Source organism: Paenibacillus sp. FSL R7-0345, from assembly GCF_038595055.1.
Taxonomy (GTDB): Bacteria; Bacillota; Bacilli; order Paenibacillales; family Paenibacillaceae; genus Paenibacillus_AQ.
Map to the genome: position 1 here is coordinate 6,818,736 of NZ_CP152002.1, position 14,945 is coordinate 6,833,680.

The 14,945-nt window shown below is 53.6% G+C and carries 16 protein-coding genes; 8 read left to right on the forward strand and 8 right to left on the reverse strand.

Going from position 1 to position 14,945, the window contains the following annotated elements; all coding sequences use genetic code 11:
• The first annotated feature begins 12 nt into the window (after positions 1–12).
• The gene (locus NST84_RS29515; protein WP_342563562.1) at positions 13–909 is read left to right on the forward strand and encodes a diacylglycerol kinase family protein; all 897 of its coding nucleotides are present in this window, start codon (positions 13–15) and stop codon (positions 907–909) included.
• A gap of 68 nt (positions 910–977) precedes the next feature.
• Here NST84_RS29515 and NST84_RS29520 read toward each other — a convergent pair whose 3' ends face one another.
• Both NST84_RS29520 and NST84_RS29525 read right to left on the reverse strand, forming a co-directional pair.
• The gene (locus NST84_RS29520) at positions 978–1,448 is read right to left on the reverse strand and encodes a DinB family protein (RefSeq protein WP_342563563.1); all 471 of its coding nucleotides are present in this window, start codon (positions 1,446–1,448) and stop codon (positions 978–980) included.
• A 1-nt stretch (position 1,449) separates the two neighbouring features.
• Positions 1,450–1,995, reverse strand: coding sequence for a hypothetical protein (locus NST84_RS29525; protein ID WP_342563564.1), 546 nt, complete (start codon positions 1,993–1,995; stop codon positions 1,450–1,452).
• Between the two features lie 97 nt (positions 1,996–2,092).
• On the opposite strand from NST84_RS29525, the gene NST84_RS29530 reads away from it, so the two are divergent.
• The 4 genes from NST84_RS29530 (at position 2,093) to NST84_RS29545 (ending at position 5,368) form a co-directional block, all read left to right on the forward strand.
• Complete coding sequence (locus NST84_RS29530) at positions 2,093–3,007, forward strand: phosphatidate cytidylyltransferase (RefSeq protein WP_342563565.1); 915 nt, start codon at positions 2,093–2,095, stop codon at positions 3,005–3,007.
• Between the two features lie 136 nt (positions 3,008–3,143).
• Positions 3,144–3,680, forward strand: a complete 537-nt coding sequence (locus NST84_RS29535) for an RNA polymerase sigma factor (RefSeq protein WP_342563566.1) — start codon at positions 3,144–3,146, stop codon at positions 3,678–3,680.
• A complete protein-coding gene (locus NST84_RS29540) occupies positions 3,673–4,125 on the forward strand; it encodes a hypothetical protein (protein ID WP_342563567.1) in 453 nt (150 codons plus the stop codon). Before NST84_RS29535 ends, NST84_RS29540 begins: the two co-directional genes overlap by 8 nt.
• Positions 4,126–4,147: 22 nt before the next feature.
• Positions 4,148–5,368 (forward strand): hypothetical protein, encoded by a 1,221-nt coding sequence (locus tag NST84_RS29545; protein ID WP_342563568.1) that lies wholly within the window; start codon positions 4,148–4,150, stop codon positions 5,366–5,368.
• A 56-nt stretch (positions 5,369–5,424) separates the two neighbouring features.
• Here NST84_RS29545 and NST84_RS29550 read toward each other — a convergent pair whose 3' ends face one another.
• Genes NST84_RS29550 through NST84_RS29560 form a run of 3 tightly spaced genes read right to left on the reverse strand, consistent with a single transcriptional unit; the run spans position 5,425 to position 9,100 of the window.
• Entirely contained in the window at positions 5,425–7,638 is a 2,214-nt protein-coding gene (locus NST84_RS29550; RefSeq protein WP_342563569.1) for a carbohydrate-binding domain-containing protein, read from the reverse strand.
• A 42-nt stretch (positions 7,639–7,680) separates the two neighbouring features.
• Positions 7,681–8,364, reverse strand: coding sequence for a DUF4956 domain-containing protein (locus tag NST84_RS29555; RefSeq protein ID WP_342563570.1), 684 nt, complete (start codon positions 8,362–8,364; stop codon positions 7,681–7,683).
• Complete coding sequence (locus NST84_RS29560) at positions 8,357–9,100, reverse strand: polyphosphate polymerase domain-containing protein (protein ID WP_342563571.1); 744 nt, start codon at positions 9,098–9,100, stop codon at positions 8,357–8,359. The genes NST84_RS29555 and NST84_RS29560 overlap by 8 nt, the downstream gene beginning before the upstream one ends.
• 273 nt (positions 9,101–9,373) lie before the next feature.
• On the opposite strand from NST84_RS29560, the gene NST84_RS29565 reads away from it, so the two are divergent.
• The 3 genes from NST84_RS29565 (at position 9,374) to NST84_RS29575 (ending at position 12,250) form a co-directional block, all read left to right on the forward strand.
• Positions 9,374–10,051, forward strand: a complete 678-nt coding sequence (locus tag NST84_RS29565; RefSeq protein WP_277467966.1) for a response regulator transcription factor — start codon at positions 9,374–9,376, stop codon at positions 10,049–10,051.
• Positions 10,051–11,382 (forward strand): HAMP domain-containing sensor histidine kinase, encoded by a 1,332-nt coding sequence (locus NST84_RS29570; RefSeq protein WP_342563572.1) that lies wholly within the window; start codon positions 10,051–10,053, stop codon positions 11,380–11,382. Before NST84_RS29565 ends, NST84_RS29570 begins: the two co-directional genes overlap by 1 nt.
• Positions 11,383–11,470: 88 nt before the next feature.
• Complete coding sequence (locus NST84_RS29575) at positions 11,471–12,250, forward strand: sporulation protein (RefSeq protein WP_342563573.1); 780 nt, start codon at positions 11,471–11,473, stop codon at positions 12,248–12,250.
• 63 nt (positions 12,251–12,313) lie between these two features.
• On the opposite strand, the gene NST84_RS29580 is transcribed toward NST84_RS29575, so the two are convergent.
• From NST84_RS29580 to NST84_RS29590, 3 genes are read right to left on the reverse strand one after another with little or no spacing between them, the layout of a single operon-like run.
• On the reverse strand, positions 12,314–13,453 hold the full coding sequence (locus NST84_RS29580; protein ID WP_342563574.1) for a GDSL-type esterase/lipase family protein: 1,140 nt from the start codon (positions 13,451–13,453) through the stop codon (positions 12,314–12,316).
• Positions 13,454–13,487: 34 nt separating this feature from the next.
• Entirely contained in the window at positions 13,488–14,297 is an 810-nt protein-coding gene (locus NST84_RS29585; RefSeq protein WP_342563575.1) for an anti-sigma factor, read from the reverse strand.
• The gene (locus NST84_RS29590) at positions 14,290–14,871 is read right to left on the reverse strand and encodes a sigma-70 family RNA polymerase sigma factor (RefSeq protein ID WP_342563576.1); all 582 of its coding nucleotides are present in this window, start codon (positions 14,869–14,871) and stop codon (positions 14,290–14,292) included. The genes NST84_RS29585 and NST84_RS29590 overlap by 8 nt, the downstream gene beginning before the upstream one ends.
• Positions 14,872–14,945 lie beyond the last annotated feature (74 nt).

Below are 14,945 nucleotides of genomic sequence, written 5' to 3' on the forward strand. Positions count from 1 at the left end.
ACGGGAGTACTGATGGAGCAGGCTATGATTATTGTGAATCCAACCTCCGGGAAGGAAGAAGGCGCAGGGTACGTCCAGTTAGCCATGGATATTTTGGCGGAGCAGGGGTATACGGTCACTGTGATGGAGACGCAGAAGGAAGGGGATGCTACCATTTTCAGTACTACTGCATGTAAGCAGGGCTTCAGCCTGGTGGTATCGATCGGCGGGGATGGTACACTGCATGAGGTGATCAACGGGCTGAGCGGGGAGCCGGACTGTCCTAAGCTCGGGATCATTCCGCTGGGAACGGTTAATGATTTTGCCCGGGCGATCGGGCTTTCACTGAATCCTGAAGAAGCAGTCCGTACGCTTGCTTCCCCCGCTGCCCGCGCGGTCGATGTCGGACGGCTGAATGGACGGCTGTTCATCAATGTGGTAGCTGCCGGTGCCATTGCCGAGTCCGTATCTGCGGTAACCTCAGAAGATAAATCACGGCTCGGCTCGCTGGCTTACTTCAGGAAAGGGCTGAAGGAGCTCACAGGTAACACGCCTAACCATTTGACCATCACTCATGACGGCCAGGTATGGGAGGGTGACTCGCCGCTGTTTATTGCCGCCCTGACGAATTCGGTCGGCGGCTTTGAGCGGCTGGCTCCGGGCGCTGCCGTTGATGACGGCCTGATTCACTGCTTTGTCATCAAGGATCTGACAATCCTGAGCACTCTTTCCGTCAGCATTTCCCTGCTGCTGGGCAATCTGAAGAATCACAAGGAGGTTGTGTACTTTACAGCCCGCAGCGTGTCTGTAGAGTCCGCCGCCCCGATGCGGACCAACGTGGACGGCGAAGAAGGACCTGCACTGCCGGTGCGGCTCAGCGTCCTGCCGCGCCATATCCGGGTGGTCGTGCCTGAGGAAGAACACGGCTGACAGCCGGTTTCTTATCCCCCGGCAACTCCCCGCCCGGTAACTTCCTAACCGGCCATTCGCCAGCCGGCCTACACCTGCCGCTGCAGCTTCCGGGCATAGACAATCTGCCCGATGTGATAAGCATTGTGCGTGGCGGCATTGCTGATAATCTCCCACCACAGCGCGGGTTCCGGAAAACCATTCACCTGCGCTTCCAGGCTGTCCTCGGCAAGCAGCGTCTGCCAGTTTAGCAGCACCTCCAGCAAACCGCTCTTCAGCTCACCAAAGGAGACATTCTCCGGCAGAATAAAGCTGTTATTGTTATCACCTATGGGCGGTACGGCATCCACCCGGCCGGCCCCATAACGGGTCTGCCAGGTCTTATTCCAATACAGCAGATGCTGTGTCAGCTCGGCGATACTATTCAGGCCGGCACCCGGCTTCCAGAACGCCTCCTCTTCCGTCACCCCTTCCACCGCCTGCATGAATGGCAGATGCCAGCTCGGATCATTGGCACCGGCCAGCAATTGATTGGCTAATACTTCTTTTGCATGAGTCATTCTATTCCCTCCCCGGTCTGTACTGGTTGAGCTTGCCCTGATAGATCAATTCCAGCCGCTCACTCTGGCGGAAATCATCCGGTGTCACGAGCGCCGGCAGCTTATTCCACAGCTTGATCCCGGAACGGTCAAGAATTTCCGCAACGAACTGTGAGCAGAAATAAGAATTGCTGAACTCAACCGGCTCCTTAAGGGCGATGCCGATCACACCCAGAATGTTATACAGGTACTTCTGCCGGCTGCGGATAAAAATGTGCAGCACTCGCTGCATTTTTTCCACTTCCCGCTCTGTAACCTTTAGCTCATAGATAACACATGTAGTATTCGGATATTTACTGAACGTCCCCGTATGCAAATCTTCCTTTACAAACCCCCCGTTCAATGGATTGCTGGGATGCTTTCTGCCGAAGCTGTACATCTCCGACAGATCACGGGTAAAAGAGATGGATGCATGGTTGTACGGAGCCTTGGTATAGCCCTGAATAAGCCGTGTAAACAGTGTTCCGGTATTCGTAAGCAAAATAAAGACCGATTGGTTACCTTCCATTTACAAATTTTCCCCTTATCATGTTCGGACATTTCCTTCATAATAACATATGATTCCTTTATTGGAATCTATCCTGGAACAGGCTGGTGATCGGCTCTTGAACAGCTCTTTATTCACGCTACTCCTTATTACCGGCGGCCTTTCCGTCATCCATCTGATCTACCTTGCCGTCAGCCGGCTTCAGAAGGACAAGGATTATACCGGTATCGGCTTCCGCATTAAAACCTGGTGGGGCATGCTGTTTATTTTCTGCCTGGCCACGCTGTTCAATGCAGTGGTGTCCCTGCTGTCGCTGATGGTGCTGTGTTTCTTCTCGCTAAAAGAATATTTCTCCATGATCCGTACGCGCAAAGCCGACCGCAGGCTGTTCCTGTGGGCTTACCTGGCGATTCCGCTGCAGTTCTACTGGATTTATATCGAGTGGTACGGGATGTTCATCGTCTTTATTCCGGTCTACGTCTTCCTGCTGCTGCCGCTTCCGCGGCTGCTGAACAAGGGCACGCTCGGCTTTCTGCGCAGTGTCAGCTCCACCCAATGGGGAATGATGCTGATGGTGTTCGGGCTTAGCCATCTCGCTTATTTCCAGTTTGCCACCCCGGAATACGGCGCGGGACTGGTCCTGTTTCTGGTTGTGCTGACCCAGCTGAATGACGTAGTGCACTATCTGGCCTCCCTTTATTTCGGCAAGCATAAGGTCGTTCCGACCGCGAACCCGCATTTGACCTGGGAAGGCTTTGTGTGCGGATTTGTAGTAACAACCGCGGTTTCCTATCTTATCTATCCGTACCTGACCCCGCTCACTCCGCTGTTCGGGCTGCTGTCGGGAGTATTAATCAGCCTGAGCGGATATTTCGGCAGCCTGACTGTCTCTGTATTAAAGCGCGACCTGCTGATCGGGGACGATGACAAATTCGCTGCCCTGCAAAAAAGCTACCTGAGCCGGGTCGACAGCCTGGCGTACACCTCACCGATCTTTTTCCACGTCATCCGGTATTTCTTTGATTTCATGTAGCTGGCCGTGCGATAGGCATTCCTTTCAAGGGGATGTCTATTTTTTTGCAAAATAAAACGGATGACCTGCAGGGTTTAGAAAAGAGCCTTCGTCTATAACGGTGGGAAGGGGGAGAGGACTCATTGATGAGGAACGTTTGATCAAACAGATTTTACAGGGCGACCATGCCAAGTTCCGCTGTCTTATCGACAGTTACGGGCGGCACATCTACCAGGTAACCTATTCTGTGCTTCATCAGGCCCAGGATGCCGAGGATGCTGCCCAGGAGGCTTTTGTCCAAATTTACAGATCTCTCCCCCAGTACCGTTCAGAAGGCTTCAAGACATGGATCACCCGCATCGCCCTGCATAAAGCAATCGATATCAAACGCAAGCTGGAGCGCCGGAAGGCAGAGGCTAATAACAGCGGGGATATCATCCTGCAGATCGCTGACCATCAGTCAGACATTGTCCGCCAGCTGCTGAAGAAGGAGGAGAAGGAGCTTTTGCGGCAAAATATATTGTCCCTCCCCCGCCAGCACCGCGATATTATTGTTGATTTCTATTTAAAAGAAGAAAATTATGAGCAGATTGCCCTGAAGTCGCAGATTTCGGTAAGGACGGTGGAGTCAAGGCTGTACAGGGCCCGGCAATGGATCAGAACACACTGGAAGGAGAGCCCGCAGGATGAATAAACCTGATCAGCATGAATGGATACGTTATGTACAGGGAGAGGTGACCGGGCCGGAGCGGGAACAGATGGACAGACTGCTTCTTGAGGATCATGAGGCGCTTGACTCCTATATGGCCGCTCTGAATTACTCTACAGTACCGCCGCTGCCTGACGGGGACGCCTTTACCAAGGCGATTATGGACCAGATTACGCCTTATCCGTCTGCAGCAGAGCCCGTAACCAGACAGACAGGCGGCCGGCTTTACAAGATCCTGGGCAATCAATGGGTGCATTACATCGCAGCTGCCTGTATAACAATGCTGTTTATCTCCGCCGGCGTATTTGACCGGATTGCTCCGGGTAATCTGGATGCCGATGCCGGAATAAAGCAGCCTTACAGCGAAAAGATGGTCCAAAAAGCAACGGGATGGCTTAAAGACATCAAGCCTGCCCTCCATAAACCATAAGAAATGAAAGGATGGAATGCCAATGCCGCAGCAACGCAGCAAAATGCTGGCTTTTTTGCTTAATATGGTTCCTGGCCTAGGACACTATTATTACGGAAGCCGGCTGAAGGGGTTTATATACGGATTTATCTTTTTTGGAGGCCTGGGTCTTGCCTTTCTTGCACTCGTTGCGGGAAGTGATGAGGGCCTTGCCGCCTTCTGTCTTTTAGCAGCAGCCGTTCTCTGGTTCATCAGCATGTTCAGTATGGTGATCAGACTGATCCGGGAACCGGATTATCCGCCATACTACCAGCATTATCCCCACACTCAGGGGCACATGCCGGGCGGCCCCGAAGGGCCGCTGGAGCAGCCTGCGTACGGATACCCGCCGCAGGAAGGATATGAATATCCTCAGCAGAATATAGAGCCGCGCCGGGAGAGTGAGCGGTTCTATACCATCCTTCTCTCCTTTGTTCCGGGTCTCGGCCATTTACACTTAGGCCTGCTGCAGCGCGGGTTATCGTTCCTGATCGGGTTCTTCGGCCTTGGCATTATGCTCGTATTTGTAGCCGGCATTACCGGACAGCAGACGTTTCTGATCTTCCTGCTCCTGCTGCCGGTATTGTGGCTGTACTGCATGTTCGATGCCGCCCAGCATGTGAACCGCAAGCAGGCGGGCGAGCTGCTGGAGGACAAAACCATCTTCGAGCAGCTTGAGCACGGCAGCAGCGCCGGCAAAAAAAGCAAGGTCATCGCCACCCTGCTGGCCGCCTTCCCCGGAGCCGGACATATGTATCTGGGGCTGCAAAAAAGAGGCCTCCAGCTGATGCTCATCTTCCTCGGAAGCATCTATATTCTGGATCTGCTGAATCTTTCGCTGTTCCTGTTCTTTATTCCGATTGCCTGGTTTTACAGCTTTTTTGACGGGATGCAGCAGGCCGGCAAATACGGCAGGGAACCTCTCTATGACAGACCGGTCATTGAAGGCTGGACCCGGTATCAGGGCTGGATCGGCGGCGCTCTCCTGTTCCTGGGTGTGTATTACCTGTTCATCCGGGTTGTTGTTCCGGAGCTGGACTTTAGCTACGGCATGTATATTGCCCGGATTCAGTCGTATATGAATACACTGGTCGTTGCCCTGCTGATGATCGGCGGAGGCATCCGGTTATTAACGAATTCACGGAAAAAGAATACCGAAGCGGAGCGGTTTCTCAGAGCGCTGGAGCGCGAAACCGAGGTCCCGCCGGTCCGTGACCGCACTTGATTCCATAAAGCGAAAAGCACGTTCCCGGGTTAACGGGAACGTGCTTTTTGCTGTTCTTACATCTGAGTTGCGCTGTCCGTTCCGGCTGGTGCGGTAGTGCCAGCGTCCGCTGGTGCAGTCGTGCCGGCATCAGCAGGAGCAGTGCTGCCTGCGCTTCCGCGGTCAGGTCTTGTGCCGCCGCCCATTCCGCCCATGCCCTGGGTGGCTTCGGTGACACCGGACTCATTCAGCCAGGTCACACTGCTGGAGAGGTCGAAGCTTACAACGTCTGTGCCGCCGCTGTAAGTACCGCCGGTATACACTCCGTCAACTGCGGTGCCTGTAGAGCTGCCGCCGGTGGAGAGGGTGTACGAGCCGCCTTCTTTCAGGTCAGGCGAGCTGATGACAACCGAGCGGTAGCTCTTTGCTGGTGCAAAGGTTGCAACAGTGTTGCCGTCTTTATCCTTCAGGTTCACCAGCTGTCCGGCTTCCTGAGAATCGGTGAAGGTCATGGCGATGGAGTACTGGCTGGAGGTGTCACCAGGTGCCTGAAGCATACCTGCACTTCCTGCCGCGATCAGATATCCGCCGGTAATTTCAAAGGAACCGTCATAATCCAGTGCGCCGTTGCCGTCATCGGTCGGGCCGTAGACGGTAACAGTACCGCCGCTCATTGTGATTGACCCGTTGGAATCAAGGCCGTCACCAGAAGCATTTACGTTCAATGTGCCGCCGGTAATCGTCAGCATATTACTGCCAGAGCTTGCGAACTGATCCTGGCCGCCTGCAGTTTGTCCGGCATTAGTGTCATTGCCGCCCGCTACGTTGACACCGTCATCAGAAGCCACCACATCAATGTCACCGCCGGAGATGGTGATATTGCCGCCTTCAATTCCTTCATAGCTCTTGTTGATATTCACGGTTCCGCCGGAGATTGCGGTCAGGCCGTCAGCGTGAATACCGTCATCGCCTGCTGTAATCTCGAATTCGCCATCCGTGATCGATACGTTGCTGTTGCTGTGAACGGCATCATCTGCGGAGTCGATGGTGAAGCTGCCGCCGTTAACGGTCAGATCGCCGCCGGCTTTCAAGCCCTTCATGCTGGCTGTTTCTGTCTCAGTAGTGGTTGCGGTGGCGGCAGATGCTGTAGTGCTGCTGTCTGCTGCAGGAGCTGCCGCTGTTCCATTTGCTGCATCGCCTGATGGCATTTCCGGCGGCGTCCCCTGACCGGCTCCTGCATCACCTGCCGGCATGTCCGGCGGTGCTGCCTGTGTTCCGTCCGCTGACGGAGCCTGGCCGCGCATTCCGCCGCCCATTCCGCCTTTGCCGAATCCGCCGCCGCCAAAGCCTCCCTGATCGCCTGTCTTCACTTCCGCGTTGGCACTGCCGCCGCCGGTAACCAGGTTATACGTACCGCCGTCGATGACAAGGGCAGTTTCACCCTGAATGCCGTCGTTGGCAGCTGTGATGTCAAAGGTACCTCCGGCAATGGCGATGAAGCCCTTCTCGGTATCTTCATCATTGGTCGACTTGATGCCGTCGCCCTCTGCCTTAATGGTAATGCTGCCGTCCTGCACAGCTACCAGGTCTTTACCGACCAGGCCGTCATCCGCAGCCTGTACTTCAATGGTGCCGGAGACGATTTTCAGATCATCTTTACTTGTAATCCCGTCGTTGTAGTTACCGGTAACCTTCAGCATGCCTGTACCGTTAATGGTCAGATCGGCCTTGCTGAAAATCGCTGCACCCGGCTCATCCGTAGCGGCATCCGGGTACACATATTTAGCCGCATCTGTTACCGTGTTCACCGTACCGTCTTCCAGCGTCATGATTACCTTGCCGGCTTCCTTAATGTAGACCGGTGCGCTGCTGCTGTTCGTGAGCGTAGCCCCGTTCAGCACGAGATGCACGCTGCTGTCATCCTGAACATCGATGATAATCTGTCCGTCATTCAGTGTTCCGCTCAGCACATAGGTTCCTCCGGCCGTGATCGTTACGGTGCTGCCGGAAGCTGTTGCTCCCGAACCGGTTACCGCAGCAGTGGTGCCGCTAAACGCGATTGTTGTGGCAGTGTCAGCGCTCCAGGCTGTAGTGATATCTTCTTCATCAAAGCTTACGAGGTCCGCTGCTTTCACGCTTGCCAGCTGGACATTTGCGGCAGTTCCGCTTGTAGCGGCTGCTGTAGTTACTGCTGCCGTAGCAGCCGATGATGATGTAGCTGCGTTGTTAGTTGTACCGCAGGCTGACATGACGGCTGCCAATAACAGGACCAGCCCCGCTTTACTTCCCATTATAAATTTACTCATATCTGATCAATCCCTTCCATTCTCGTTTTAGTATTCCGTGGTAGTAGGACTCATGGTCAGCGACAGATCCAGATTGCCGTTCCGGGTGCGGATGGCGTCAAGGAATTCCTTCTGGCTGGTCTGCTCATTCAGGGTAACGCTGTATACCAGCTCGTACAGGCTGCCGAGCTCGGTGGTTCTGATTTTTTTTAGCTCATAAGCGACATTGAACTTATTGAATACTTCAGCAAAGGCTTCTTCGTAGCCCAGGTTTTCGGGAATAGTAACTTTAAGCGTCTTCTGTACTGATTTTCTTACGCCAAAGCCGGTACGGTTCAGCACAACCATGATAATGCAGAGAATGACGGTGAACAGGACCGCGTAGCCGTAAGCGCCGACGCCGCAGGCCAGACCGGATGCCATAGTGAACAGGACAAAGGTGATATCTTTAGGATCGCCGGGGGCACTTCTGAAGCGGATAATCGAGAATGCTCCGGCCAGGCTGAAGGCTCTGGCAACGTTGCTGCCGATCAAGAGAATGATGATGGCTACAATGACCGGCAGCAGCACCATGGTGAGCGTGAAGCTTTGCGAATAGCCGGCCGGGCTTGTTTTCATATAAGTGAAGCTGATCAGCGCACCCAGCGCCAGGGAAATCAGAATCGTCAAGACCGCGTTGCCAAAGGTTAAAGCCGTACTGTCAGAGACGGCGGTGAAGATGGAATCAAGCATACAGGACACTCTCGCTTTCTACTTTGCTGTTTCTCAGCATTTTTTTATATTCGTTGCCGTATTTGGAGAAGCTGGTGCGGTACATCTGGTGCTCGGAGAGCATTTTGGACAGCCAGACCGGAATGGTCTTCTCGGCTTTGACCTCCATCAGCCACTGGCCCGGCTCCATCAGCTGTTCGCCATAGGTGCCATGCTCCATTTTCAGATCACAGCGCCGGCTTCTGATATTCGTATCAAAGGTGATGCGCAGATCGCGGTTATTTTTGCAGAACAGCGCTTTGCGGTCATAGGACAGATACACCATCGGCTTCAAATCGTAGCAGCTCAGGAAGTATTTGATTTCCTCGACCACCTGCTTGTTCATATAGTCTTTGTATTCAGGTGCGATCCCTGTGCGGACAAAATCGTAAGCTTCGTGCAGCTTGAGCGAGGTTCTTCTTTTATTGACCAGGCCGAAGACCTTCTTCTTGATCTCCAGATAGACCTTGGAGTCACCATTCGGAACACCGTAAGCCCGCAGGCGGAGCTTCTCTTTGTATTTCGGCTTGGACAGGCTGTTGCGGATCAGCGTATTGCTCGGTGTGTCGTAGTACAGATTAGTAATGGAATAAAACTCGTGCTGTTTGTTGTAATCATCCGGTTCCATATATTCGAGCAGTTCGTTATAGAGCTTCAGATAGGCTGCATGATCGAACAGGTATTTGTTTTCGTAGCGGTTAAAAACCTCGATAGCCATTGGTATCAGATCCTTTCTTAGTGAAGTGTTTCGTGTGTCTCGCTTGCCTATGAATGTATCTTAGCTGGCGAACCTTTAATGAATCTTAAATGGATTTTACACTGCGTTTATTTTTTTACACTGGCTTTACAAAGGTTCCGGCGCGGCAAAAACACCTCCCGTCTATAGTAGAAGCTTTAAATTTCGCCTTCACGGTTAAGGTTGGTTAAAGGTAATCTTGCTATAATGGCGTAAGTTACAACAGACACTAGCTAACCAGGGGATGATAGACCTATGAGAATATTAATTGTGGAGGATGAGGTGCATCTGGCCGAGGCCGTGACCCAAATCCTGAAAAAGCATAACTATTCCGCAGACGCCGTGCATGACGGCAGAACGGGGCTCGATTACGCACTGAGCGGGATTTATGATCTGCTGCTGCTCGATATTATGATGCCGGAAATGGATGGAATCAGCCTGCTGCGGGCCTTGCGCAAAAAAAGCATTCCAACCCCCGTCATCTTCCTGACCGCCAAAGGCGATACAACCGACATGGTGACAGGGCTCGACTACGGGGCTGATGACTATATTGCCAAGCCGTTTTCATCGGAGGAGCTGCTGGCGAGAATCCGGGCGGTGCTGCGCCGCAAAGGCGAGGTGCTGCCGGATGATGCGCTGAAATACGGGGATCTGGAGCTGAATACGACGAACCTGAAGCTGATGGTGGGCGGCAAGGAAATGAAGCTGAATCTGAAGGAAAGCGAGCTGCTGGAGCTGCTGATGGTCCGCAAGCAGTCCGTCACCTCGAAGGAGCAGATTATTGAGAAGCTGTGGGGCTTTGACTCTGAGGCTGAGCATAACAACGTGGAGGTCTATATTTCTTTTCTGCGTAAAAAGCTTACGTTCCTCGGCGCTTCCACACGCATCAGCACAATCCGTAATGTGGGCTATGTATTAGAGGTGAACGCCTGATGTTCAAAAAGCTCAGAAACCGCTTCCTGATCGTCAACCTGGTGACCATTTCTGTAATGATGCTGGTTGCCTTCGCTACTATATATATTATTAACTACTTGAATGTTCAGAATGATATCCGTATGGATCTGCAGCGGATTACCGAGGCTTTCCAGAAGCCGGGCAGCGGCGAGCACCGCGGCGGGATGGACGACGGACTGGGCGAAGGCATCGGCAGCGCGCCGGAAAGTGCCATAGACAATGGAACACAGCGCCAGGATATTGGCGGCGGCACCTTCGGGCGAATGGGCGGAAGTCCGCCTCCGGAGCGCTCGATCTCTTTCATGATTCAGACGGATAATGACTGGAAGCAGACCGGTACGCCAGTCTCACAGCTCAGCATGGATGATGAATTCTATGCCCAGGCGCTGCATGAAGCCGCCGGTACGGACAAAACGACCGGAAGATTCGAGCTGGACGGCAGCCTCTGGGCTTTTGAAGTCAAGCAGACTGCTGACGGGCATATGCTGGTCTTCCTGGACATTACCTCCCAGCAAAAGATTCTCACAAACCTGATCTATATCTTTACTGTTGTCGGTATCATCATGCTGATCATCCTCTTCTTTATCAGCCGGTATTTTGCAAACCGCTCGATCAAGCCGGTACAGGAAGCCTTCGACAAGCAGAAGCAGTTCATCGCCGATGCCTCGCATGAGCTGAAAACGCCGCTGGCCATCATTAATACGAATACGGATGTGCTGCTCTCTAATCCCGAAGATACTATTCTGGAGCAGTCCAAATGGCTGCACTATATCAAATCGGAGACAGAGCGGATGGCCAAGCTGACGAATGATCTGCTCTACCTGACGGAAATGGATGACTCCCGCACCGGGATGATTCATGCCCCCTTCAACATCAGCGAAGCGGTGGAAAATATCATCCTGACGATGGAAGCCGTCATCTTCGAGAAAAATGTGGCGCTGGAGTATGACATCGAGCCTAATCTGACCGTGCACGGCAACAGCGAGCAGATCAAGCAGGTCGTCATGATTCTGCTGGACAATGCCGTCAAGTACACCGGGCCGAAGGGTGAGGTGACCCTGTCTCTGCGCAAGCAGCATAACGACGTGCTGCTGTCCGTCACCAATACCGGCGAGGGCATCGCCGCCGAGCATCTGACCCGGATCTTCGACCGGTTCTACCGCACCGATACCTCCCGCGCCCGCAAGCAGGGCGGCTACGGCCTTGGACTCGCAATCGCGAAGTCGATCGTCGAGCAGCAGCATAAGGGCAAGCTGTATGCCAAAAGCACGGTCGGGGAATCAACTACGTTTTATGTGCAGCTGTCTTAATTAATTGAAATTTTAGATAAACGGCTGAAACCCGGCAGAGGATACCTCCGTATCAGAGTTATTACCGATAAGGAGGAGATTCACAGCAATGTCCATGTTCAAAAGAATGCTCGCAAGCGCCGGAATCGGTGCCGCTGAAGTGAACCTCATGCTTCACCAGGATGCAGTAAAAGCCGGTGATACACTCAGCGGGATTGTCCGCATTCAGGGCGGCCGTGTGGATCAGAAGGTTGACGATGTTTATGCCTTCGTCAAGACACGCTACGTGAAGGAAAATGATAATTCCAAGAGCGAAGCAGAGGCGACGATTGCCAGATTCCTGCTGGCTTCCGGGTTCACCGTAGAGGCAGAAAAGGTCTATGAGTTTCCCGTATCCTTTCAGCTTCCCGCAATCACTCCTGTAACGATGGGCAGAACGCCTGTATGGATTCATACCGGACTTGATATCAAAGAAGCACTGGACCCGAAGGACGAGGACTACCTCAAGGTGCTGCCTCATCCGCACTCGGCAATTGTTCTGGATGCCGCGGCCCAGCTCGGCTTCCGGCTCCGCGAGGTCAGCTGTGAATATGCTCCTCATTACGGCCAAAGAAATGGGCTCCCCTTCGTCCAGGAATTTGAATTTCAGCCTTCCAGCCAGTTCCGCGGCCGGCTGGATGAGCTGGAGATTATGTTTTACCCGCATGAGGAGGGCGTTGAGCTGCTGCTGCAGATTGACCGCAAGGCCCGCGGCTTATCCGGGCTGCTGGCCGAAGCGCTTGATGCCGACGAGAAATTTGTCAGGCTGCGCCTGGACCGTACCCACCTGGAAGCAGGCACCGGCCATATTGCCAATCAGCTGCTTAACACGATCAACAAGTACGCGTAACAGAAAACGGCTGGACGGAATGATACTCCGTCCAGCCGTTTTTTTTAATATATGGCATGCCTCTTAATTTATAACCCTTGTTTGCAGCAGTTCCTTCAGATAGCTGCTTAACGTACCGGCTGCCTGCTCGTGGGCTGATATGCCCGGATGGCTTCGTGCCCCGGCACTTTCCGGTGTCATATTGGGCAGCTCGCAGACAGAGACCCTCTTGTCTTCCGACTTGCTTACATAGCTGTCCACCGCGCGGCGGATCGCCGGCATCATCGGAACGCCCAGCATTCCATAGGCCCAGACCAGATGCGCCTGCGGATTGTGGTGTCTGAGCTTCACCAGAAAATCTTCTGCTGCCTGCTCAAAAGCCTCCAGATCGCACTCATTAAAGGAGCCGTCTTCGTTCAGCCGCTGTTTATAGATTTTGCCGCTTACCGGGTCCTTCCAGTCAGGCGAGTAAAACGCGCCGCCGTCGTTGGTACCCAGATTAATGACCACTGCATCCGGCTGCCAGGCCGCAAAATCATTGGCCTCCAGCGCTCCGAGTGCTTCATTGCGCTGACCGCCAAGCAGGCCGCACACCTGGCTGTAATACATAGGGATATTACGTCCGGGATTATTGTCCCAGCTGGTCAGTACTCCCCAGCCGCTCTGGGAAATGACCCGGTAGTCCGCGTCCAGCGCCCCGGCCGTCATAGCGGTATAATTGCCGGTTGCGCTGAACCACATCGGAATCCAGTCTTCTTCGGCCTGGGCGCCGACGACGCCTTCACCCGAAGTAATGCTGTCCCCGATGAATTCCAGCTTCAGCGGTTTATCTGCCACCGGCAGAAACTCCCCGTCACACCTCACTGCATGGATCTGCAGCAGACAGCCCGGGTCATCGCTCATTGCCTGCAGCTCCTTAACGATCTTTACGTTCTTCACTGCCTGTTCATTCATGCCTCTGAAGACGCAGATCCAGTGTCTGCCTGCGGTTACCATCTGTCTGCTGACAGGAACACCGTTGATGACGATGCTGATCCACGGCTCATACGTGTCGTAATCAGCTTCTGCCTCGATCCACAGCTCTGATCCCCTGATATTGAATTCAAGCGCGCTGCCTGTCCAGAACAGCGTCAGGGGAGCAACGCTCCCCGTTGTTCTGCCATGAACCTTGAGATGTGCAACCTCAGACAACGCTGCGGCCTGCAGCTTCCCGTTCATTCTCATTGTTATGCTCCTCCCGGCTTTCTCCCAAGATCAACTATCCTTGCTTGATTGGTGCCGCCAGTACAATCTGCCCTCTGGGTGCTTCTCCGCCGCTGTCCGGCTCCAGTGTAATGGCAACAGTATCATATTGCTGCGGATCAAAGGTGTAATACAGCGCCCCGTTGCCGCCCTGTGATAAGAAGGTGCCCGCATTCTGCGGAGTATCCCCTTTAATCAGCCAAACCTGGTAGACCTCAGTACCGGTAAGCTCCGGCAGCCCTTCGGCCTGGACAACGAGATGCGTACCGCTGCTGTCGGAAGTGATGGTTGCCAAACCTTTGGTTGCAGATTCAACTGCTGCCGGACTCAGTACAACCGACTCCTCCACTTTAAGTTCCTGCAGCGGTCCTGAGCTGACTGCCGCCTGGCGCTGCAGCTGATCGATATCCTGGCGCAGCTGGCTTGTATAGATAAGCAAAACAACAACTGCTGCAGCAAGCCCTGCACTCAGATACCGCAGCACCGGCTTCTTGGAGGGAACCGGTACAGCCTTCACTTCACTTTCCTGCTCCTCCCGGACCGGAATCGCCGCAGGCACCTCGCCTACAGGCTTTTGAACCTTCTGAGCGGGAGCCTCGGCCTCCAATACCCGGGATAAAATGCGCTTCTTCATGCCTGTCGGCGGTTCCGCAGGCTCAGAGGCAAGAGGGAGCAGCTCAATTACCTGGCGGTATTCTTTTACCAGCTTCTCGCATTCAGGGCATTCCTGTAAATGAACCCCGAACTGCTCCATTTCATCGTCCTGCAGTGCACCAAGTGCATATAATTCAGCCCATTCACACAAATCTGTATTCTCCTCAGTCATGAGCCTGATCCCTCCTTCCCCAGTGGATTAACCGTTTCTGCAGCTGCTTCATGGCCAGCCTCACCCTGCTCTTAACCGTACCCAGCGGAACAGCCACGTGATAAGCTACCTCCTGCTGCGTAAGGCCCTGATAATAGATCAGATCCACTACCTGCTGCTGGTCCCTGCTCAGTTCAAGCAGGGCTTCTCTGACCAGCTCCCCTGCCATCAGCATTTCTACCATTTCCTCCGTCATCACTCCGGTATCACGGAGCTGCTGCACTTCCTCAGCATCGGCGGATTGCTGCGGCGGCCGTGTATTATTTTTACGCAGCTGGTCAAGCGCAATGTTCCGTGTAACCGTAAACATCCAGGTAGACAGCTTGCCCTTAGTGGAGTCATACTGCTCCGCGTTCTTCCAGATCCGCATAAATAATTCCTGCATCACTTCCTCTGCCGCCATTGAATCCTTCACAATCCGGTAAGCAAAGCTGTAAACCATCTGCTCATACCGGTCGTAGAGTATTTCGAGGGCATCCGGGTCCTTTTGCCTGATGCTCTTCATTAATTGTACGTCGTCAGCGGCTTCGCTCAATTGTTACCCCCCATTTCCCCAGCGTAGTTGGATGATGAATATTTAAAATTTTATTCTCTAAAAGTGATCCAACT